Genomic DNA, 22,719 nt, shown 5'->3' on the forward strand with positions numbered 1-22,719 from the left:
TCCTCCCAATGTACAAATTGTCCATTCAAACTTGTAAATCAATGTCATTTTTAGCAATTGTTTAGCGTGCTGGATTCTTTTATTATGAAGTCGTGAAAGCGCTATTAAAAAGGAGGTCGTTGGAATGACAAAAATTTTAGCTTATGACCAAACGATTTTATCGAAACTCCCTCATCAAACATTGACTAGTTTGCAATGTTTTACGCACGCTATTAATTATGGTCATGTAGACACCCAAGAAATTCTCTTGACCATTTCAACGCATCCCGAACATATAGCACCTAACACGATTATACTCGATGAAAAAAAACTTAGCCATTTCGCTGATTTACCTGTCCAAATTGAGCCCCTGTTTATCCGGTTAGGCCGACGACAATTAACCCTAGCCGATGCCCAAATTTGGCAACCAACGCCACTTTATTTAACACCCAGTAAAACAAAAATAGCTATTTTTTTAACGTATATTCAGCAAACTCGTTTCAATCCTTGGCAAGCGCTTTTTCCTGCTTCGTCGTCAACCTTTCTTTTTGATTCTTATAGTCGGACCCAGATTCAAAAAGAAATGATTCATTTTCAACAGGCTTGGGAGCAAAAATCTTTTAAAATAGCTCTTGATTGTTTAACGAAGATTTTGGGATTGGGGATTGGTTTAACTCCCACTGGCGATGATTTTATCACAGGATTACTTGCTAGTTTTTCTGCATTACAGCAACTTCCCTCGAATTTCCAACAGCTGGCTGTGCTAGCCAAGGAACGAACGAATGCGGTCAGTTATGCGGAAATCCATGAAGCAGTGAACGAACGGTTTTCTCAACTAGTTCAGCGTGTTTTTTTATCAATTGAAAGTGGAAATACAAACGAAATGGCTCAAGCGGTTTCAGCTTTAGAGGAGGTGGGCTCAACTTCAGGAAGCGACATACTTTGCGGCATTATTTTTGGTTTAAAACTATTTTGTGAGGAGAATAATCATGACAATTCAAACAGTAATTAAAGAGAACGCCTATTTTGATTCAGTTACTTTAATGACCATTTCAACACGAGCCAATGAACTGGCTGGAGTTAAAACTGCAATGATTGGGATGGGAACCGACATGAATCTTGAAGTGATTCGGAATGTTGGTTTATATACACCCGCCTTGGATCATGTTACAACGGGTGATTTATTAATTGTTTTAGATCTTGATGACCAAGCGAACTCAGAAGAAATTTTACAGCAAGTCGACGAGTTATTTACAAAGAAAAAGAAAACCGCTTCTTCTGAAGTAACCTATAAGACGTTAGATTCAGCCCTTTATGAAGAGCCTGATGCCAACTTAGTTGTAATTTCTGTCAATGGAAAATTTGCTGCACGAGAAGCGCATAAAGCTTTAGATCAGCAAAAACACGTCATGCTCTTTAGTGATAACGTGACGGTTGACGAGGAATTAGCGTTAAAACAAAAAGCACACGAAAAAGAACTGTTTGTGATGGGCCCTGATTGTGGAACAGCGATTATTAATGGCGTCGGGTTATGTTTTGCTAACGAGGTACGTTCAGGAGATATTGGAATTGTCGGCGCTTCTGGTACAGGCAGCCAAGAAGTTAGTGTCCAAATCCATAAATATGGTTATGGGATTTCACAATTAATTGGTACTGGCGGCCGTGATTTGTCTGCTGAAATTGGTGGGCTGATGATGCTTGACGGACTGGATGCTTTAATGGCTGACGAACAAACTAAGGCAATTTTGCTTATTTCTAAACCGCCTGCTCCAGAAGTAACAGAGAAAATTTTAAAAAAATTAGCTGTTTCAACTAAACCAGTTGTTATTTATTTTATCGGCAGTGAACAAACGGAACGAAAAATAGACAACGTCACTTTTGCTACTTCTTCTCTGGATGCAGTTCAAAAGGTGATTCAATTTAGTCAAACACAGGAAGCGGAACCCAGCCTCTATCAAAATCCGACAGGCGCAACGTTAACAGCTATCCAACAGCAACAAACCCCTTCTCAAAAATTTGTTCGTGGGTTGTTCTGTGGTGGCACTCTTTGTGATGAACTTTTATATGCTTTAACAGAAGTCTCTGATGATGTTTATAGTAATATTCATAAAATTCCTGAACGACAATTAGCAAATCCTGACCACAGCCAAGCACATACATTGATTGATTTCGGTGATGATCGTTTCACAGAAGGCCGCCCACATCCAATGATCGATCCGACTTCTCGGATTACTCGCATTCTTCAAGAAGCCAAAGATCCTGAAGTGGCAGTTTTAGCGTTAGATTTTGAATTAGGTTATGGTTCTCACGAAAATCCCGTTGGTGTGTTAGAAGAGGCGTTAAAGGAAGCCAAAGCAGATGGTCGTGAGTTAGCCATTATTGGCTATGTTTTAGGGACCGAAGAAGATCCACAAGATATTCATGAACAGCGGAAAATTTTAGAAGATTTAGAGGTTCTCGTTGTCGACAGCAGTCATCAACTTTGCGAAGCCACCAAAACTTTTGTAAAAGGAGCGAACGAACATGAGCAGAAATGATCTTTTTAAACAGCCTTTAGATACGATCAATGTAGGCATTGACTTTATTCATGAAGATATGAAAAAACAAGGGATTCCTTCACATCAAGTAAATTGGGCACCGCCAGCCAATGGTGACCCAGAGCTATTAAAATTATTGGATCAATTAAAAAATCCAACACTTTATGAAAAAATCCAACAAGCCAACGAAGAAGCGGTTACCCGCATTATTCAATCAAAACCTATTTTAGTAGGATTTGATAAAGCAATTAATGTCATGCCCGATATGACTGAAACGACCATTTTACATGCTGGGCCACCCATTACTTATGAAAATATGTGCGGACCGATGAAAGGTGCCGTTCAAGGAGCGCTTGTTTTTGAAGGATTAGCAAAAGATCTAGCTGATGCCGATCGGGTTGCTCGTTCTGGCGCAATTACGTTTTCTCCTTGTCATGAACATGATGCCGTTGGTTCCATGGCTGGCGTGACTTCTCCGAACATGTACGTTCATATTATCAAAAATGAAACGTACGGCAACACGGCTTTTACTAATTTAAGTGAACAATTGGCGAAAGTTTTACGATTTGGTGCAAATGATCAATCCGTCGTGGATCGCCTGATTTGGATGCGCGATGTTTTAGGTCCATTACTTCATGATGCCATGACTTTTTGTCCAGAAGGCATTGATTTACGCTTAATGCTTTCGCAAGCCTTGCATATGGGCGATGAGTGTCATAATCGCAATGTAGCTGGAAGTACGTTGTTAGTCCAAGCATTAACACCTTACATGGTTCAAACTGATTTTTCTCGTGAACAATTAAAAGAAGTATTTGAATTTCTTGGCAGTTCTGACTATTTTTCTGGTCCAACTTGGATGGGTGCCGCTAAATGTGCGTTAGATGCTGGGCATAATGTGGAGAATAGTACAATTGTCACCACCATGTGTCGCAATGGGGTCGAATTTGGAATTCGTGTCAGTGGGATTGGTGGAAATCACTGGTTTACGGGGCCTGCCCAACGGGTGATTGGTCCGATGTTTGCTGGTTACACACAAGAAGATGCTGGTTTGGATATGGGCGATAGTGCTATTACAGAAACGTATGGTGTTGGCGGATTTGCTATGGCAGCTGCACCAGCAATTGTCCCATTAGTTGGCGGAACAGTGGCAGAAGCATTGAATTATTCAAAAGAAATGCTGGAAATTACTACGAAAGAAAATCCCAATGTCACGATTCCTGTTTTAGATTTTATGGGGATTCCTTCAGGCATCGATGTCTTAAAAGTCTTAGAAACAGGGATGCTGCCTGTCATTAATACTGCTATTGCTCATAAAGAACCGGGGATTGGTATGATTGGCGCTGGATTGACTAATCCGCCAGCAAATGTCTTTAACGAGGCACTAAAAGCTTTAGTAGCTAAAATAAACTAATTTCAAAAACTTAGTAAAATGTCATTTTTTTTGGAGCGATCATATGAAAAATAAATCGATCAATTACGAAGCCGTTTTAGCTCTTGTTGTAAAAATTTTTTTGGGAATGTTCCTGTATTGGATCATGAATGGCTTTCGACATGTGTCTAACTTTTTTCCTTACAATGACGTAGTTACCAAAGTGAATCAGCAGGGATTTTACAAATTTATCTATTTTGTTATGAACTTCACGGAAGGGGAATTTTACGGTGGACTTTTTACAACGCTTTTCTTACTAATCGGCGGTCTGATTGCTTGGCAACTTTATCGGAAAAATTCAAAATGGCAGGGATTTGCAATTGCTGGTGGTTCTGGTGCTTGGCCTTGGGTACTTGCTTCTCAGCTACTTTCCCTCTTTTTAACTATTTATGTTTTTGATTTTACACGCTTTTTTACAAAAGAAGTGTTGTGGTTACCAACGTTTATTGTGGTGGTCGGCACGCCGCCAGCTTTAACGCTCGTTTATGGTCCTGGCTGGAAAAAATTAGGAACGATTTCTCTGTTGAGTGCGCTTTTCACCTTTCCGTTTGCCAATTGGCTGAATGCGCAATTGATGCCCCTTTTAAATGTACCTGGGACAGTTTCCAACGTTACCACAATGGCTTTTGTTGGCTGGATTGTTTCAGCCATCTGTCATCAACTTCCTTGGATGGTTCCTTCTGTTGCACCAATCGCTCAGAAGCGGCAAAAACAACCTAAAATTGAAAATACGCAAACCTTTCAATGGTCAATACGACGCACTTTTGCTGACTTCTCCGAAGCTTGGTTTTATGGAAATGAGTTAGTTGGAGGTTTGGTAATTCTAGGCGTTTTAACAGATTGGTTTGTCAATATTAATCATATTACAAATGGTTCTGGCTTGGTTCCTGACATTTTAATGGGACAAATGATTGCTTCGGCTGTTGGTGTTTTTCTTTATCGAAAACATTTCGCTGAAGAAGGTTGGTATCCAACGTTTATGCCACTGGTCAGCATTGTTCCTGGTGTGATTTTAATGATGGGTGGTGGCTTTTGGCTTTCCCTGACCATCGCCGTTTTAGCAGGAATTAGTGCGGCCCCTGTCGGTAGCTATATTGCTAAACGATTACCTCCGTTTGTTCCTGGTGCTGTCGGCTTTGTATCAGGAATGGCTGTTGTAACCATTTTATTGTCAGCCGTTTTGCATACATTTGATATTTTTGTATAGTGGATAAAAAGAAGCGAATGACGATTCGCTTCTTTTTTTAATTGACCAATCCCCTTTTTATCCGTATTCTTAAGCAAAAGGAGGTTTTGCCATGTACTCCATGTTAAAACGTGTGATAACGGAAAAAGATTTGCTTCGGCAAATTCGTTTGTTGGAACAGTTGTTAAATGTTCCTCAGCTGACAGCCAAGCGTTTAGCCACGCAAATCCAAACGACAGAGCGAACCGTTTTTTCGGATTTACAGTATATTCGCAGTCAATTACCCGCCGACTGGTCCATTGAAACCGATAGCAGTGGTATTCGGTTACGTAATCAGGGGAATGCGCAAACCAATGAGCTTTGGTCATTATTTTTACCTCAATCCATTAGTATTCAGCTATTAAAAGAACTACTATTTACGAAAGAGTTAGTGACAACTTCTTTTTTGAGCACTAGTGGTGTTTCTTATGAAACTTTGAAGCGACATATCAAAAAAATGAATCTGGCCTTACGTGATTTTCATTTAACGATTCAACTAACCACGACGACCATTCAGCTAATCGGGGCAGAAAGCAATATTCGGATTTTTTATCACCGTTTGTTGGTGCCTTTTACTCATAATAATTATTTTTTTGACGATTATTCTATTCATGAGGAGCATTATTTTCAATTTTTGAAACAAGTTTACAGTAGTGAGTTGACGGTGGAAACGGAAGAAATTTTTGGCGCTTGTTGGTTTTTTATTAACACGATTCGCAACAAAACCAATTGCCGAGTGAGTCAATTTTCTTTTGATTCAAAAGATGTCTTGTTTCAACTTTATCAACCGTCCTTGGCAAAGCTTTATGCTTCTGAAGGCATCTATTTGCAAGGAGAGGAAAGTTTTTTCGCCTTCTTTTGTTTCTTAGAAAGCTGGAATTACGATAATGTCTATGGCGAAACGTTGGCTTCTGCGCTCCACACTCATTACAGTCAGCTGCGAAAGTCGTTACAGCAGTTTGTCACTAATTTGTCCACTGAAGAAGCCCGGCCTGATTTAATCCAAACAAATTTATTGGATAATCTGTTATTGTTATTCATTAAATATACCGAGTCCCCAACACTTTCTGAGCAATTTCAATTGGAATATCAAGAATTAATGACTGAACAAGCCGCGGAGGACCTTGCGTTATCAAAGAGCAACCAAGAACTTTTGGAGATTTTATCTCGCTACACCACGATTGAAGAACCAACTTATTTTCTTAGTTTGGCTTCTTTGTTAGAAAAACAAGCCAGTTATTCTATTCAGGCGCAAACGATGACTGCCTATTTCCTCTTTCAAGGGGAACCTGCTTGGAAAGCTTTTTTACAACAAGAATTAGCTGCTTATTTAGGTACTCGTGTGAAATTACAAGCTATTGAATATGTGGAACTAAGCCAGTTGACGTTAAATGAAGCCGACATAATTATTTCCAATTTCCCCTTGGATCATCTTGATCTTCCTGTCTTTTATCTCTCTTTAATTCCAACAAAAAATGAACTCCGCCGACTAGCAGAGCTCACTCTTCATTCTTATTTTTAAAGGAACTAGCGAGGACATTCGCTAGTTTTTTGGCTTTCTTTCGTCATGAATCGTTTGGTTATATATTTTTCCCCTTCAACAAGGAAAAACAGACTCACAACATGGACGAAAATCATTGCTAATTGAAGGCCATTTAAAGAAGTTGTGCCAATTAATTGCTGCGCTACTGGCCAGTAAACTACTAGCGCTTGCAGTAAAAAGAGGATTCCTAATGAAGCAAACAACACTTTATTTTGGAAAAAGCCTGTGCTTAACGACGGATCAACCAACTTACGACAGTTGATCATATACGCTGCTTGCGCTAAGACGATACTTTGTAAGAGGAACGTTTGCTGTAAGGCTTGGCCCTCAAATTGTAACGCCATGAGGTAACCTGGCACCATAATGAGTACCGACACATAGACGATTCTAAAAATACTGTACTTTGTTAAAATGCCTTCGTTGACATCTCTTGGTGGTCGTTTCATGGTATCAGCACTCGCTTTTTCAAAACCTAATGCATAAGACAAAGTAATCGTAGTTACCATGTTTACCCATAATATCTGGACAGGTGTCAACGGTAGAGGATGATTCATTAAAAGCGCCCAGACAACAATTAAACCTTGTGCTAAAGAGGTTGGCAAGAAGAAGGTAATCGTCTTTTTCAAGTTATCAAAAATGCGGCGTCCTTCTTTCACGGCTTTAGCAATCGTATGGAAATTATCATCTGCCAAAACCATATCTGCGGCTTGTTTGGTTACTTCACTTCCTTTAATTCCCATGGCAATTCCGACATCGGCTTTCTTTAGTGCTGGCGCATCGTTCACGCCATCGCCGGTCATCCCGACAATTTCACCATTGTTTTGTAAAGCCGTGACAATTCGTAATTTATGTTCTGGCGTCGTTCGTGCAAATACATCAACTTTTTGAACGTGCTGAGCTAATTCTTCATCTGACATAGCATCAATTTCTAATCCTTCAAGGACTTTTTTCGTATGCTTTAAACCAACTTGCTCGCCAATGGCTTGCGCTGTATCTTTATGGTCTCCGGTAATCATTTTGACGGAAATACCTGCTTCTTGAGATTCTTTGACGGCTTGAATGGCACTTTCTTTTGGCGGATCGATGATGCCTGCCAGTCCAGCAAACGTCAATCCTGACAATGTTTCATGTGTCAGTTCCTGTTGTGACGTAACTGTCTTATAAGCGAAACCTAATACCCGTTGTCCTTTTTGCGCTAATTGCGCAGCTTGTGCTTGCCAAGCACCTTTTTGATTATCAGATAACGTAGAAAGTTGTAACAATACTTCTGGCGCACCTTTGACATAAATAATTGAACCTTCTGCTTGCGGATGGCGAGTGGCCATGTATTTATAACTTGAACTAAACGGAATTTTCTTTTCTACAGGGCGTAAAGACAGTTGATCCTGATCGACATATTGTAGTAAAGCTAACTCGGTAGGATTCCCCTGCAAGTCGGCGATTTTTTGTTGGTCTTGTAATTTCAATTCTTGACAGTTGGCCATAATCTCTTTGACAATGGTCATTTCTTCAGTCACTACATCCATTACCGTCATTTCATTTTTAGTTAGCGTTCCTGTTTTGTCTGAACAGATAACTGTCATTGAGCCTAATGTTTCAACGGAAGGCATGCCTTTAATAATCGCATTTTCTCTAGCCATCTCATGAACACCCATCGATAAAATCATCGTTAACACAGCAGGTAAGCCTTCTGGAATCATTGCTACAATTAATGCAATCATCGCAGAAAATAAGAGGCTCCATTCCATGCCATGACGAAAAGTGGTAAAGAAAATTAGGAACAAGATCAAGACCATAATCCCTTGGAAAATTTGCTTGTTTAATTGGTGCATTTTCCGCACGAGCGGCGTTGTTTTTTGATCTACTGACTGCAACGCGTGATTAATTTTTCCAACTTCAGTGGAATCTCCTGTTTCTACTACAACACCTAAGGCCGAACCTGCTTGGACAAGTGTTCCTGAAAAAGCCAAATTCTTTTGATCGCCTGTTGGCAATTCCTCATTCAAGAAACCGGTAATTTTCTCCACGGCTTCTGATTCGCCTGTCAAAATTGATTCTTCAATCATCAGATTATGAACATCAAATAAGCGCAAATCTGCTGGGACTACATCGCCAGCTTGTAACGTGACTACATCTCCCAGAACCAATGTTTCAGAAGAAACGGTTGTTTTTTGTCCATCAATTAGAACGACTGCCTCTTGGCCCATCATCTGTTTCAGGCCGTCTAATGATTCTTCTGCTTTACGCTCTTGCCAATAACCGACAAAGCCATTGACAAGTACCACTAGAAAAATGATACTTCCTTCGACCACTTCGCCTGTGGCAAATTTTAGAATTGCGGCAGCGAGTAAGACCACCATTAGTAAATCTGTAAAATGTTTGGCTAGCTTTTGCCACGTTTTCAGTTGTTGTTTTTCTTCAATTTTATTTGGACCATTCGTTTGTAAACGTTGCTGACGTTCTTCGCTAGAAAGACCCGTTTGCTTCGTCTTAGTCTGCTCGATTACTTTTGTTGAGGAAAGTTGATACCATTTCATTTCGTGTACCTCCTATTTACTTGATACCTTTATTATAGAGAGGATTTTCTTCACAAAATGGTCGATAATTTCAGTGGCCCCTGAAAAAAATGGGGCCGAGATTATTAAAGAAAGGAACAACCCGCATTTTAGCGGGTTGTTCCTTTCTTTTAAATATTTTCTTGTTCGACCACCAATTGACTTTTGCCAATTAACGCTTTGACATCAATAATTTCACCATTTTTACGTCGGTCTGCTAACTCAACTGAGGTGGTAAACAACAAGTCACTAGAAGAGTTCAACGCTGTTTCAATGGAATCTTGGACTACGCCGACGATAAAGCCAACGCCGACGACTTGCATGGCAATATCATTGGAAATGCCAAACAAACTACATGCAAGCGGAATTAACAACAAGGAACCACCAGCAATTCCTGAAGCCCCACAAGCAGAAACAGCGGCGATGATACTCAACAATAATGCTAAATAGATTGGCACGGACATGCCTAATGTGTGGACTGTCGCCAATGTCATAATGGTAATCGTAATGGCTGCGCCGCCCATATTAATCGTTGCGCCTAGCGGAATAGAGACCGCATAAGATTCTTCATTTAAATCCATTGCTTTCGCTAATTCCATATTAATGGGAATATTGGCCGCAGAACTGCGTGTAAAGAATGCGGGAATCGCACTTTCCTTTAATACAAAAAAGACTAACGGATACGGATTTTGCCGAATATTCCAAAAAACAATCGCTGGATAAACGACTAAAGCAACCACGGCCATCGTACCAATTAACAATAATAGTAACTGACCATACTTGGCTAACCCTGCAATGCCTGTTGTTGCCACCGAATGAAACACCAAACCTAGAATTCCAATTGGCGCAATGCCGATAATCATTTGAACGACCGTGGTAATCCCTGTTGAAAGATTGGCAATCACATCCTTGGTAGCGACCGAACTTTGACGTAACCCAATACCGATTAATGAGGACCAAAATAAAACAGATAAATAATTGCCTTCAATCATCGCTTGAATCGGATTTTGGACAACGCTTGTTAACACATTGCTTAAAACATCACTAAGTTGCGTTGGGGCTGCTTGCGCTTCCTGCGCCGCCTCCAAGACAATCTTAACGGGAAACAGATAGCTTGCCGTCACGGCAACAACAGCTGCCAAAAATGTCGCTAACAGATACACAACTAAAATTGATCCAACATATGTTTTCGCCCCAGCCTTTTGTTGGGCTAGCGACGCAATAATTAAGACAAAAACTAAAATCGGCGCAATTGCTTTTAAGGCGCCCACAAACAATTCACCAAGAACGCTGATGAAGGTCCATTCTGGCACCAAGAAACCCAAGGTGGTTCCAATCACAATCCCTATCATGATTTTTTGAATTAACGATAATTTCCGAATCGCTTTGACCATTCACTTCACGCTCCTTTAAAATAAAATACAGTTTGGGACATACTACCATAATTATTAAGATAAAAAAAGAGTGTTTCTCAAAAAACTTTCATTTTTCGAGAAACACTTGGTCAACTCATCAATTTCGTCTATTTTTCTGAAGACTTTTCCGCTGAATGTTCTTTGTTTTTATGGTGATGGTGGTGATGACTTTGTTTAGAATACAAGTAGGATTTTGCTACGACCGAAATAAACATAGCCATAATCCCCAAGCCTACTGTAGCATAAACCATGGTGAAAATTTTTCCCAAGTCAGTAACTGGATGCACATCTCCATAACCAATCGTGGTTAACGTCATGAAACTTAAATATAACGAATCTAATGGCGACAATTTTTCCACTGTTGAATAAAAAATGGTCCCACTCAACAACGTGGTTGCCAGTAAAAAGAACAAGGCACGAGTGTCTTCTTTTTTTAAGATACCTAAAAAAGATGAAAATAATTTTTTGACAGAAATAAGTAAAGATAGCAAAAAAATGACCTCTTTCTATTGTTAATCTCTTCTTAACGTTAGCACTTTTTAGATGAAGTTCAACTTTTTAATTGGTGTGGTTAAAGAAAATTTATTTTTTTGTTATTTATAATACACTTCATCTAAAAACAATCCTTGTGCAGGAGCCGTTTCACCTGCGCCTTCTCGGACTTTTGTTGCGAATAATTCGTCAATTATCGCTAATTCTTTGGTGCCTGCACCAATTTCTAAAAGTGTCCCAACGAGGATGCGGACCATTTTATGCAAGAAACCATTGCCCACAAAAGTGAACTGTAACATTTCGCCGTTTCTTTCAATCGTAATCTTTTCAATCGTTCGAGTAGTCGATTTTTTTGTTTTTTTCAATGCTGAAAAACCAATAAAATCATGGGTCCCTATTAATTTTTGGCAAGCTTGTTCCATTTTTTCTTGATCCAACGCTTTGGGAAAGTGAAAACTATGATACCGTTCAAAGGCATTAGGAATTGGGCTATTCCAAACATAGTAGCTGTATTGTTTGCCTGTGGCGTTATACCGTGCATGAAAACGTTCAGGCATTTCTGTAACTTCTTTAACAACAATATCGCCAGGTAAATATCGATTTAAAAAGGATAACATTTCAGTTGTTGTTAGTGAACTAGTCGTTTTAAAATTCGCTACTTGACCACGTGCATGTGTGCCGGCATCCGTTCTGCCTGAGCCAATAATTTCAATCGGTTCACCCGTCATTTGTGTTAAAATACTTTCAATTTTCCCTTGAATCGTTTTCTCTGAATTACCTAGTCGTTGCCAACCTAAGTATCTTTTACCATCGTATTCAATGGTTAATTTTATGTTGCGCATGGGCGAAGCTCCTTCGTATTCTTTTTCTCTCTTATCATAGCAGAAATAAGTGGATTTTTCTTCTTTTCCAAGAATAAAACACCTCTTTTCTATAGAAAAGAGGTGTTTTATTTAGTTTAATCCTGCAATTTTCAATTCTTCAACATTCGCTGCTTTAGCATTTTCAGTCACTACGGCTTTAAATGTCACTTGGTCGCCCTCTTTTAAGAATAGCGCCAGCGGACTGTTATTAGTTGTTACGCTAAAAATGGTTTTTTCATCTTCTAGTAAAAATGAAACTACCGTTTGCGCTTCCCCAGCTACTACTGAGACACGAGCTACTTTACCTTGCATCGTTTTCAAGTTGGCTTTGTCTGTATTTTCATTGTTACTTCCTTTGGTTACTAACTCAATTCGATAAGCGTCTAATGCGCCTTGTGCCGTGTCTGCATCAATCACAATATCATTATCTACGGCGTTTATATAGACATATTTTTTGAAAATCCCTTTACTGTCCATTAACGAAACAATCCACGTTGGCACGCCATCAATGTTATAAAGGACTGGCATACTAGCTTTCCATTTCTTTTCTGGATAAATTTTTGAAGCGATAGAAATGGCGCCATCACTATCCATAATGCCGACTTTAGTATCACGATAATACGTAACTTGACCTGTTCGGGCATTGATTAAGGAGTAACCTAAAGCGGAATCTTGGTCTTTTTCACTACTTGTAAAGTCCGTAAAATAAAGCAACTGGTTCCCTTCCTTGTTCATCATCGGCGTAATTTGTCCTGATGCATAAATACCATTTTCAGTTGGAATTTTGACATCTTTTTTGGCACCAAACATTGTCTGGTTCCACCAGCCTTGACTGTAACGACCAAAGAATTCATTTAAGCTATTCGCCGCTGAACTAGTAATCGGCGCATCAACGAAACTTGGGGCTTTTTGACTGTCATAAACGTTAACTTCTCCTGTTGTAGCATTCAATACTGCCGTTTTAAATTCATTATAGTGCATGCGACCAGAAACCCCATACTCTTTGTAAAGCGTTTGAATATAGTAAGGATTCCCTTGGTCGTCCAGCTCTAAATTGATTGTGCCAGTTGCTGCATAACCTGGATAAGCGGAATAAATTTTTCGTGCGGCATCTTTGCCAAAGTAAGCTGAAGGAGTATAAACAATTGGTTTTTCTACAAATTCTGGCTGTGCGTTGATATCTGTCGCACTAATGATGAAATAGCCAGGTACTTCCCCCAGTTTTAGCCATTTAAAGAAGCCATTAAATTCGACTGTTGCTACATAAACATACTCGCCATTGACAACTTGTGCCGTTATACCATCCAAAGTAAACATATTGGAATTGGGAATGACGGAAAATTTTTGTAACATTTTTCGTTTCGCCGTTTGTGGTGCAATCGCAATGGGTGTTTCTTTCGCCGAAGTTAAAACTTCAGCTTTTTCTTCCGTTTTTAAAGGAATCGTTTGATAAATTTCATCAATAGAAGAGATTTTGGTAATACTACTGACAATAGTCAACAAAATCATTGCCAAAACGGCAACACCCAAAATTTTGCCAGACCAGTCTTTGTTAGCCGTTTTGTTGGTATTCTTTCCTACTTCTTTGCGGCCCTTTTGGATACCAAGAACTTCGACTTTACTAGCTAAGCGTGTACTTAATAACACCCCACTAGCAATCACTGCGCCAATCAGATTAATCCATAACACGGTTGAAAGATTTTTACTTGGCAAAGTCACAAATAAAAAGATACCTAACAAGAGCAATTCCATCGCCATTAATAGAATGGTCCCCTTACTCTTTTTCCCTTTATTCGCTACAATTTTGGCGCCATTCGCAACTAAGATCCCGATACCAAAAAATAACGTTAACCCAATAAAATTAAAAAACATTCACTTGCCCTCCTCATAGATAAGTAAAAAAAGTGCTCCCACGCATTGTAGAAGCACTTCCTGTGATCCATTCTATTATAACGTTTTCTATTTTTACTGACAATATCGTTGAAGCAAAATCAGTCGGAAGGCTTAGAGTTCTGAAAAACGTTTATTTCTCTGGCTGAATATAGGGAACGATAGGTGCCGTTACGCCAATTGAAGCACCACGAACAAAAGGTTCATTTTGTAAGGCTTTGAAATTTTTGGTTTGTCCGGTAAGCATGACTCCCCAAATAGGTAATTTTTCGACTTTTTTATTTTTATTTTGTTGGATAAACTTTTGGCCTTCTTGGTTGTCAGCAAACATGGGGGATTTTTCTAAGGTTTCAAAAAAGTGTTGCTTGTCGTTTTCAGGATCAAATATTTCGTTGTGATCGTCCATGCTTAATTGAAAACCATAAGGCAGCGTACCAGAAGGACCTTCTGCTTCATTAACCGTTTCGGAGTAAACATAGAGCCAAACTAAGTTGACATTGCTCGGTAACATTTTGCGGACTTCTTCATATGGATAAGGTTTATCAAAAGAAATCGCCACTTCCGCTACTTGGTTTTCCATTTTATCTAATTCACTTAATTCGTTTTTGATACCACCATAGTAATTGGTAATCGCTGGGTTATAAAAAGATGCTACTTTCTGCTTGGTTTGTCGGTTGTATTCATAAAAATTCTTAGAAGAATAATAGCTACCAGGATAGACTTCATTCCAGTCAATCGAATTTCTGAAAAAGCTATATCTGCTACGTAAATTACTCCACTCCACCGTGTAACCATCAATATTTTTTGAACGATTGGTCACAACTTCGCCCCCAAAAGGCGAACTATTAGCAATTACTTGGGAATCTAATTGAGTGTTTGGTGAAGCAATCATTTCTTGATCATTAATTACTTCTAGTAGGGTATGATAGTTTTTCGTCGAAAGTTTATCCATTCCCACAAAAAAACCGACAAACAATACAGCAAAACTAACAACGGTTATGGCACCAATCACGATAAATTGTTTTCTTTTCGCTTTACGAATACTTTTTTTTAAATCCACTTCTATTCCTCCAGTTCTTTTTTTAATTTTTGACGTGTGCGATACAATTTTTTGCGAACATTTTCAACAGATAATTCTAAAATCAACGCAATCTCGGCATACGATAATTGATAATAATATTTCAAAAGTACTAGTTCTTGTTCCTCATCTTTTAAGGAATCGATCAATAATAATAACTCTTGCCCTTCCATTTTTTCTATTGATTGCACAGGATGGCTGTTTGCCACAAAAGTGCGTTCTCGTTTCTTTTTTCGATACATCGTAATGTAGTAATTAAATGTTACTCGGAAAAACCACGGGCGTAGATTTTCTGATGTAATTTCAGGTAATATTGAAAAAATCGTTGTATACGTTTGCGACACTGCATCTTGTGCATCTTCAAGACTTGCTCCTCGGCGAATCAAGACTTGGATGACTTCTTGCCCCAAAGAAAATAGTACTTCGTCAAAATTTGCCTCCTTTTTCATCTGATTTCTCCTTTCACTTATACAACGTTTCAACTAGGGAAAAAGTGGACAGTCCTTCGTTCATTATTTTTATGTATTTTTTCTCTCAATAAAAAATACTCCTGCTTAGGCAGAAGCATTTTTTGTTTTTGCTTATTTATCATTTTCCAATGACTAATCTTCGTGTATAAACGGCTTGCCCAGAATGCATCACTGCATCATCAATCACTGAAACTAAACGCACTTGTCTAGTCACCGGCGGGGTCCAATTTTTATCAATCACGTCTGACAATTGTTCTTCTTTGATTTGGTCTAAATAGCTTTTGGTAAGTGCCACACTGGCAGCCAAATAGTCACTAAGCAATTGCTTTTCTGCCACCACGACTTTCGCCGCTTCCTCTGGTGTGTGATGCCAGTCTTCTGTTTCATCTGGCAAATCCAAGGCAAATTTTTCTGTCCAGTGTTGACTAAGCCATAACGGATCACTATGATTAAGTGCGGAAATTTGTAGGTCTAATTCTCTGGCTGTGTGCCACATCAGCCAAGTAACAGACTTGATTAATGGTGCGGGCATCGTGTTTGCTTCGGCAACGGTCATTTGCGCAAGTGTTTCTTCAAAACGTTCGTGCGCTCGGTCAAGGGTTTCACTAGAAAGTTGAGTGACTTTCATAAAAATACCTCCTTTGTGTTGGTGCCTGTTCTTTCGTTTCTATTTTCTATTATACTGCAAAAGAATACGTTGTAGTTCTTTTTTGGCTGCGGTATCTGCGGAAAGGGTAAAGATCACTTTCTTTCTTCAAAATAACACCCCCCTAAGTAAAAAAGAATTGACAATTCTCGTAGTTTCCCTTAGTATGTGGAAAAGTACCTTTAAGATAGTCCGAGAGGCTAACAAGGCAAAGTTCTGTAAAATTCTGTATTTTTGTATAGTGAATGATACGAGATGTCTTGCCCTTTTTTTGTGTGCAAGGCTTTTTTTGCGCGGTGCTTAATCAATTTATTTGGGAGGCAACAAAGTGGAAAAGAAAAAACGTGAAGTGAAAGGTATCTCATTTACCAAAAAAATGGTGATTTCATTGGTGGGAGGGTTAATCGTTGGGCTCGGCTTTTTATTTTTAAGAGAGCACCTTGTTCGCAGCAATCAAGGCGCTGTGTGGCAGACAATCAATCAGATTCTTTTCCAAGATATTTCAGACCCTGAAAAAGGACAATCTGCGATTGGGCTTTTCTATATTATTGGTCAACTATTTATCAACGGCCTACAATTAGTGATTTTGCCGATGGTCTTTACTTCAATTACTTTAGCCATTTGTCATATTACCGATACGCAAAAATTAGGACGAATTTCCTATAAAACAATTTTTGGCTTTTTATCGATGTCACTGATTGCTCTATTAACGGCAGGAATTGTGGGCTATAGCGTATATTTAACTGGCGCTTTTAATGTGTCGTTATCTGAAACGCTAGCTCCTGTCGAAGTAAGTACGAGCGGCAACCCATTAATGGTGATAGTCAATGCTGTCACGAAAAATATCGGTTCTGCATTTAGCGACAATGGTGCGATTTTAGCTGTTGTTGTGTTGGCAGTGATTACTGGTTTATGTATTAATGCATTAGGGGATAAAATTCGTGTTTTCAAAAAATTAATTGAAGAAGTCAATGCGATGGTCACGTTATTTTTAACCTTTGTAATTACTAAATTTGCTCCTATTGCCGTCTTTATGTTGTTAGTTCGGACGTTTGCTTCTTACGGGATTGATTATTTAAAACCAGCGTTAGTCTACGTCGTAACAACGACAGCGACGCTCTTAGCCTTTTTGATGATCGGTTACCCATTATTTATCTTATTTGCGACAAAATTAAATCCTGTTCCTTTTATTAAAAAGATTATGAAAGTTGTGGTCTTTGGATTTTCTACTTCTTCTTCGGCAGCCACTTTACCGTTAAATACAAAAACAACGGTTGAAGAGTTAGGTGTCGACAGCGATGTTGCCGCCTTTGTCTTGCCGTTAGGAATGACTATTAATATGAACGGCACAGCGATTATGCAAGTAATTGCGGCTATTTTTGTGGCGGGCGTAGCTGGTTATGAAGTGACACCAGCTAATATTGCCTTGATTGCCATTTTAGCTTTAATGTCATCTATTGGTACACCGGCGGCACCTGGCGCTGGCGGAATTATCCTTTTCACTATTTTAACTGGTTTAAACTATAACAATGAGATTGCGATTGCGACGTATTCATTGATTTTAGCCATTAATCGTCCAATCGAAATGCTCGTTACTAGCCTAAACGTGGTTGGTGATAGCGCCACTGCGATTTATGTCGCACATTCGGAAGATTTGTTGGATGAAGCCACTTATCTGACTGATGTCGCTGACTTGCAAAATGCGGAAGCGGAGTAATTAATGAAAAAGCAGACTTCTTGTATGGAAGTCTGCTTTTTTATTATGTTTTTAGTGAATCCGTAATTTTTTACTTCTTCGATTTACTTTTACGAAAAACTAAAAGACACCCACTGGCGATAACTAGAAGACCAATAATCACAAGCGCGATTGATTTCTTTTCTCCTGTGCTCGGTAAAAATTGGCTAGCTTTTCTGAAACCACCTTGGCTTGATGGCTTAACTTGTTTCGTACCAGTTTGATCAACTCCTGTACTAGTATTTAAGTGTCCATTATTCCCCCCATTTTTTTGCTCCTTTTTATTTTCCCCACTATTTTTCAATGTTAATTGCTTCACTGCCGAACGTAACTCTGTTTCTGCTTGGTCTACTTCTGCTTGCGTTGCTGTTGTTTGATCTGCCACAGTTTGTGCTTGTTTCAATGCTTCGCTGTAGACTTTCCAGCTGCTTGCGGTGTAGTCTTTTTCTTGGTGTTTCTCGTTTTCTTTGATGATTTTCAACAAGTTGGTTTTATCTACTTCTTTAGTTGGCACTTTTACCAATTGCTTCACTGCCGAGCGTAGTTTTGCTTCTGCTTGGTCTACTTCTGCTTGCGTTGCTGTTGCTTGATCTACCACAGTTTGTGCTTGTTTCAATGCTTCGCTGTAGGCTTTCCAGCTACTTGCGGTGTAGTCTTTTTCTTGGTTTTTCTCGTTTTCTTTGATGATTTTCAACAAGTCGGTTTTATCTACTTCTTTAGTTGGCACTTTTACCAATTGCTTCACTGCCGAACGTAACTCTGTTTCTGCTTGGTCTACTTCTGCTTGTGTCGCTGTTGTTTGATCTGCCACAGTTTGCGCTTGTTTCAGTGCTTCGCTGTAGGCTTTCCAGCTACTTGCGGTGTAGTCTTTTTCTTGGTGTTTCTCGTTTTCTTTGATGATTTTCAACAAGTTGGTTTTATCTACTTCTTTGGTTGGTACTTTTACCAATTGCTTCACTGCCGAGCGTAGTTTTGCTTCTGCTTGGTCTACTTCTGCTTGCGTTGCTGTTGTTTGATCTGCCACAGTTTGTGCTTGTTTCAATGCTTCGCTGTAGACTTTCCAGCTGCTTGCGGTGTAGTCTTTTTCTTGGTGTTTCTCGTTTTCTTTGATGATTTTCAACAAGTTGGTTTTATCTACTTCTTTAGTTGGCACTTTTACCAATTGCTTCACTGCCGAGCGTAGTTTTGCTTCTGCTTGGTCTACTTCTGCTTGCGTTGCTGTTGCTTGATCTACCACAGTTTGTGCTTGTTTCAATGCTTCGCTGTAGACTTTCCAGCTGCTTGCGGTGTAGTCTTTTTCTTGGTGTTTCTCGTTTTCTTTGATGATTTTCAACAAGTTGGTTTTATCTACTTCTTTAGTTGGCACTTTTACCAATTGCTTCACTGCCGAACGTAACTCTGTTTCTGCTTGGTCTACTTCTGCTTGTGTCGCTGTTGTTTGATCTGCCACAGTTTGCGCTTGTTTCAGTGCTTCGCTGTAGGCTTTCCAGCTGCTTGCGGTGTAATCTTTTTCTTGGTGTTCTTTTTGTTCCTGAATTAATTTTTCTAACGCTTCTTTCGTTACTTCAGGAGTTGTTTTAACAGTGATTGAACGCGAGCTGCCATTTAACCCCGCACTATTTAAAGTGATAATATTTTGGTCAACAGAAATTTCTGGGTCCGCTGCGACTACTTCAAGAATGCCCTTATCAAATTCAATAGAAACGGATGCATTATTTTGTAAAGGATTCGCAAGAGTTAAGCGATAAGCACCGTTATCAATTTTTTCTGAAATAACCGACATTGGATCATACGCATACAGTCCTGCAATTTCTTGGTCATTATTCCATGTATTCATCATGACATAATTACCTGCTTCAATGGCTTGTAAGTTTGCTGTATTTTCTAGAACAGTATAGCCTTTGTTTTTAGAAAGAGCTGCGATTTCTTCATTCGTTTTCCCAACCACTGTTAAATATTCGTAAGTACCATTTTCAACAGTCTTGCCATAATTTTTACTAATTTTAGCAAATGTATTTGTATAGGTTTTATAATTAACAAAGTATTCGTTAATATCTCCGTAGCGACCAGAGCGTTCTTCTATTTGAACATCAAGCGTATTCATTGAATTAGGAAAAACATAGCCAATGTTATTCAATGGATTCGCTGCGCTTAAACTAATCCAAGAATTATCTTTGTCTGAACCTTGGTTAAGCTTCACTTCCTGTGGATGAATCATCCGATTATCGAGGATTGTTTCAATCGAAGCATCTGTCGTACCAGTAATGCCACTTCCCAAATTAATGATTTGACCATCTAATAAGAACCAAGATTTTTTAGCAACTAAGTTCATTCCTTCATTACTTTTATCTAAAAACATTCCTATAGAGGCAACCTGTCCATTATTTGAGCCACCTACCCATGACTGGGGACTGCGTTTCCCTGTATAAGCACCATTTGCCAATTCTCTTGTGTCAACTGTCGTTCCTGGTAATCGATATGGATCGATCGTTGCCCAGTATCCTTCATCAAACTGAGCAAAGTCTTGATTGTATAAATAAAGCATGCCGTCTGCTGTATGCCAGCCTTTTTTATTTTCCGTATTCCCAAATTCATAGTTTCCGACACGTTGTGAATACATACTAATACCCACCGCATATTCGTTATTTTTCTGTAGAACTCGATCCATCGAACCATATACATTTAAAGATTGCATTGGTGTCGCTTGGGCAGGTGACGCACTATTCACTACATTTTTCAAGTCAATTAACGCTTCAAAATCTCTTGGTTTTTTAAAGAAATGATAGTATGACCCACTTTGTTGAAGCCATGTTTGGATAGATGTATAAATGTCATTTCTTAAATTTTCTGGTGCAAATTTTGCAATTAAGGTTAAATTAGCTATTGTTTCTTTACCCGATTCAAACTCTGTAGTAAAAGGATTCGTTTCTGGCGCTCTGGAAATACTTCTACCAGAAACCATCGATGGCATTTTTCCATTTACCATTAATTGTAAGTAACCTTTATCAACAACATTAAATAAATTACTAATGTTAGGGTCATTCATCTCCCAGTCGGAACCTTGTAAAATAGTCTGAATTCGTCCAAACCCTTTTAGCAACTCATTCCCGTAACTGCCGTTGTACGGAAAATAACCATGTTGAATCAAGGAACCATCAGGATATAAGCCATCACCAGAGGAAACACTTTTTAAAACGGACGGAACAGCTTCTTGTACTTGTACTAGGCGTTGATTATCTTCTAACAAAAGTCCAGTACCTAAAACGGTGATTGAAATATCTGTTAAGTTAGCCCCTGTTGCACGATAAATTGGCCATTGTATGTTTGGATCTTTTGCATACAGCATCAGCGGAGCAGTAAATTTATTTAATTTTTCTGCATCTGTATTCAATAGGTCATCATGTAATAAAATCAATGTATCTGTTAGCGGCTGCGCGGAACCAATTTGCCAATCCCACCAGTTACCTGTGTAATACGTTCCATTGTATTTTTTTGTATCAATCATAAATTCAATGCCTTTAACAATCGCATCATAAACTTCCGGTTTTTCAAAAAGCTCACTTGATGGTTCATAGTAGCCTAACGCTAATTTTTTAATATTGGTAAATTGAGTCGTGTAATCAGCAGACACTGTATCCGATGGTTTTCGTTCCCACAGATACCCACGATCTGCTGCTTGATTAAGCGTTTGCCACAATGCTAAACTCTCCGTAGCAATCTGGGCACGATACTGTTGCACATCTGCATCGTTATCATACTGCGTTGTACCTAACAATCGCATTTTCCATTTTGCTCGCATTTCCGCATATTGTTTATTTTCTGCTACAACAGTCACAGGAATTGTATCACTAATTTCTGTTCCTTTAATTTTGACTGTTACCTTCGCTTCACCACTCTTAACTGCTGTTAAATTACCCGTTTGGTCAACCGTCACAATAGTAGGATCACTACTTGACCACTCAATCTGATCTTCTGTAATATCTACTCCAGCTGGTGACACTTCAAAGGCTAGCTGTTGCTTTCTTTTTTCACTAATAGTCAGGTTCTCTGTTAAAAGTTTAATCGCTTCTGGCAGTCGTTTTTTTTCATATGCTTCAAACGAAATAATACTTGAACTGTAAAATTGCTTATTTGTGTGTTGCCACATTTTCATCTGCTGATATTTTACAAAACGTGCTTGTACATTATTGCCATCAATATATTTTTTAGTAGGTTGGCCACCTTGCCCATTCTCTTCTTTAAAGATAGATTGATAGCTTTCACCATCTGTTGAAACTAAGATTTCATACACAGGACTTTCTGCATGCAACTGTAAAACGAGTTCGCCAATGTTTTTTACTTCACCCAAATCAACAATTAACCATTGTTCATCTTGCTTATCAGCGGACCAGCGTGTTGTTTCATCGCCATCGACAGCTTTTTCGCCAACAAATTGAGGGTATTTCCAATTCTCTCCAATTTTTCCTCCTTCTACACCAGAATATGTCACTTCTTTTTGTAAAAATAAATCAGTTATTTCTTCTGCAGATGCACTCATCGCAGTTAGCGAGAAGCCTGTAAGCATGAAAGCAACAACGACTATTATTTTTTTAATCATATTTTTCCCCATATCTTTCTATTTTTAAGCAACCAATCCGACTTTTCCAAACACTTTTTTCTGATAATTTAATCAACTTCCTCCTCTACTAAGTATTCTATATAAAAATTAGGCATGAAAAGACAACCTAAAGTAATTACTTCAGACAGACTTTTCATGCCTAGTTTTCCCTAGTCACATGAAATATTATACATGTTTACGCTTTCACTTTAAGGTAATTTTTGGTTACTGTCAATAGCGTTTTCTTCATTAAAGAGCTTATTCA

Annotated in this window: 15 protein-coding genes; 6 read left to right on the forward strand and 9 right to left on the reverse strand. The window is 38.9% G+C overall.

Going from position 1 to position 22,719, the window contains the following annotated elements:
* The first annotated feature begins 124 nt into the window (after window positions 1–124).
* From PYW42_RS12705 to mafR, 5 genes are all read left to right on the forward strand, one after another.
* On the forward strand, window positions 125–991 hold the full coding sequence (locus tag PYW42_RS12705) for an oxamate carbamoyltransferase subunit AllH family protein (protein WP_002365307.1): 867 nt from the start codon (window positions 125–127) through the stop codon (window positions 989–991).
* Window positions 969–2,516, forward strand: a complete 1,548-nt coding sequence (fdrA, locus tag PYW42_RS12710; protein ID WP_002389423.1) for an acyl-CoA synthetase FdrA — start codon at window positions 969–971, stop codon at window positions 2,514–2,516. Before PYW42_RS12705 ends, fdrA begins: the two co-directional genes overlap by 23 nt.
* Window positions 2,503–3,927, forward strand: a complete 1,425-nt coding sequence (locus tag PYW42_RS12715) for a YlbE family protein (protein ID WP_002355045.1) — start codon at window positions 2,503–2,505, stop codon at window positions 3,925–3,927. Before fdrA ends, PYW42_RS12715 begins: the two co-directional genes overlap by 14 nt.
* Before the next feature lie 43 nt (window positions 3,928–3,970).
* Window positions 3,971–5,152, forward strand: coding sequence for a hypothetical protein (locus tag PYW42_RS12720; RefSeq protein WP_002359110.1), 1,182 nt, complete (start codon window positions 3,971–3,973; stop codon window positions 5,150–5,152).
* A 91-nt stretch (window positions 5,153–5,243) separates the two neighbouring features.
* Window positions 5,244–6,692 (forward strand): global transcriptional activator MafR, encoded by a 1,449-nt coding sequence (gene mafR / locus PYW42_RS12725; protein WP_002389485.1) that lies wholly within the window; start codon window positions 5,244–5,246, stop codon window positions 6,690–6,692.
* Between the two features lie 5 nt (window positions 6,693–6,697).
* Here mafR and PYW42_RS12730 read toward each other — a convergent pair whose 3' ends face one another.
* The 8 genes from PYW42_RS12730 to gst all read right to left on the reverse strand — a co-directional run bounded on the left by PYW42_RS12730 (window position 6,698) and on the right by gst (window position 16,104).
* Window positions 6,698–9,250 carry a cation-transporting P-type ATPase gene (locus PYW42_RS12730; RefSeq protein WP_002389393.1) on the reverse strand — a complete coding sequence of 851 codons (2,553 nt, stop codon included), beginning with the start codon at window positions 9,248–9,250 and terminating at the stop codon, window positions 6,698–6,700.
* 149 nt (window positions 9,251–9,399) lie between these two features.
* Complete coding sequence (gene sstT, locus PYW42_RS12735) at window positions 9,400–10,662, reverse strand: serine/threonine transporter SstT (protein WP_002389468.1); 1,263 nt, start codon at window positions 10,660–10,662, stop codon at window positions 9,400–9,402.
* Between the two features lie 128 nt (window positions 10,663–10,790).
* Window positions 10,791–11,174 carry a potassium channel family protein gene (locus tag PYW42_RS12740; RefSeq protein ID WP_002355036.1) on the reverse strand — a complete coding sequence of 128 codons (384 nt, stop codon included), beginning with the start codon at window positions 11,172–11,174 and terminating at the stop codon, window positions 10,791–10,793.
* A 102-nt stretch (window positions 11,175–11,276) separates the two neighbouring features.
* Window positions 11,277–12,017: a tRNA pseudouridine(38-40) synthase TruA gene (gene truA / locus PYW42_RS12745; protein WP_002367386.1), complete on the reverse strand. Its 741-nt coding sequence runs from the start codon at window positions 12,015–12,017 to the stop codon at window positions 11,277–11,279.
* Between the two features lie 111 nt (window positions 12,018–12,128).
* Window positions 12,129–13,910 carry a hypothetical protein gene (locus PYW42_RS12750; protein ID WP_002389438.1) on the reverse strand — a complete coding sequence of 594 codons (1,782 nt, stop codon included), beginning with the start codon at window positions 13,908–13,910 and terminating at the stop codon, window positions 12,129–12,131.
* Between the two features lie 151 nt (window positions 13,911–14,061).
* Entirely contained in the window at window positions 14,062–14,988 is a 927-nt protein-coding gene (locus PYW42_RS12755) for an anti-sigma factor (protein WP_002389466.1), read from the reverse strand.
* 2 nt (window positions 14,989–14,990) lie between these two features.
* The gene (locus PYW42_RS12760) at window positions 14,991–15,455 is read right to left on the reverse strand and encodes an RNA polymerase sigma factor (RefSeq protein WP_002355030.1); all 465 of its coding nucleotides are present in this window, start codon (window positions 15,453–15,455) and stop codon (window positions 14,991–14,993) included.
* Between the two features lie 139 nt (window positions 15,456–15,594).
* Window positions 15,595–16,104 carry a DinB family glutathione transferase gene (gene gst / locus PYW42_RS12765; RefSeq protein WP_002389448.1) on the reverse strand — a complete coding sequence of 170 codons (510 nt, stop codon included), beginning with the start codon at window positions 16,102–16,104 and terminating at the stop codon, window positions 15,595–15,597.
* Between the two features lie 331 nt (window positions 16,105–16,435).
* Here gst and PYW42_RS12770 point away from each other — a divergent pair, with 331 nt between their 5' ends.
* Window positions 16,436–17,839 (forward strand): dicarboxylate/amino acid:cation symporter, encoded by a 1,404-nt coding sequence (locus PYW42_RS12770; RefSeq protein WP_002410918.1) that lies wholly within the window; start codon window positions 16,436–16,438, stop codon window positions 17,837–17,839.
* 70 nt (window positions 17,840–17,909) lie between these two features.
* Here the strand turns inward: PYW42_RS12770 and PYW42_RS12775 are convergent, their stop codons facing one another.
* Complete coding sequence (locus PYW42_RS12775) at window positions 17,910–22,454, reverse strand: polysaccharide lyase family 8 super-sandwich domain-containing protein (RefSeq protein WP_080004761.1); 4,545 nt, start codon at window positions 22,452–22,454, stop codon at window positions 17,910–17,912.
* Window positions 22,455–22,719 lie beyond the last annotated feature (265 nt).

Source organism: Enterococcus faecalis (assembly GCF_029024925.1).
Classification (GTDB): Bacteria; Bacillota; Bacilli; order Lactobacillales; family Enterococcaceae; genus Enterococcus; species Enterococcus faecalis.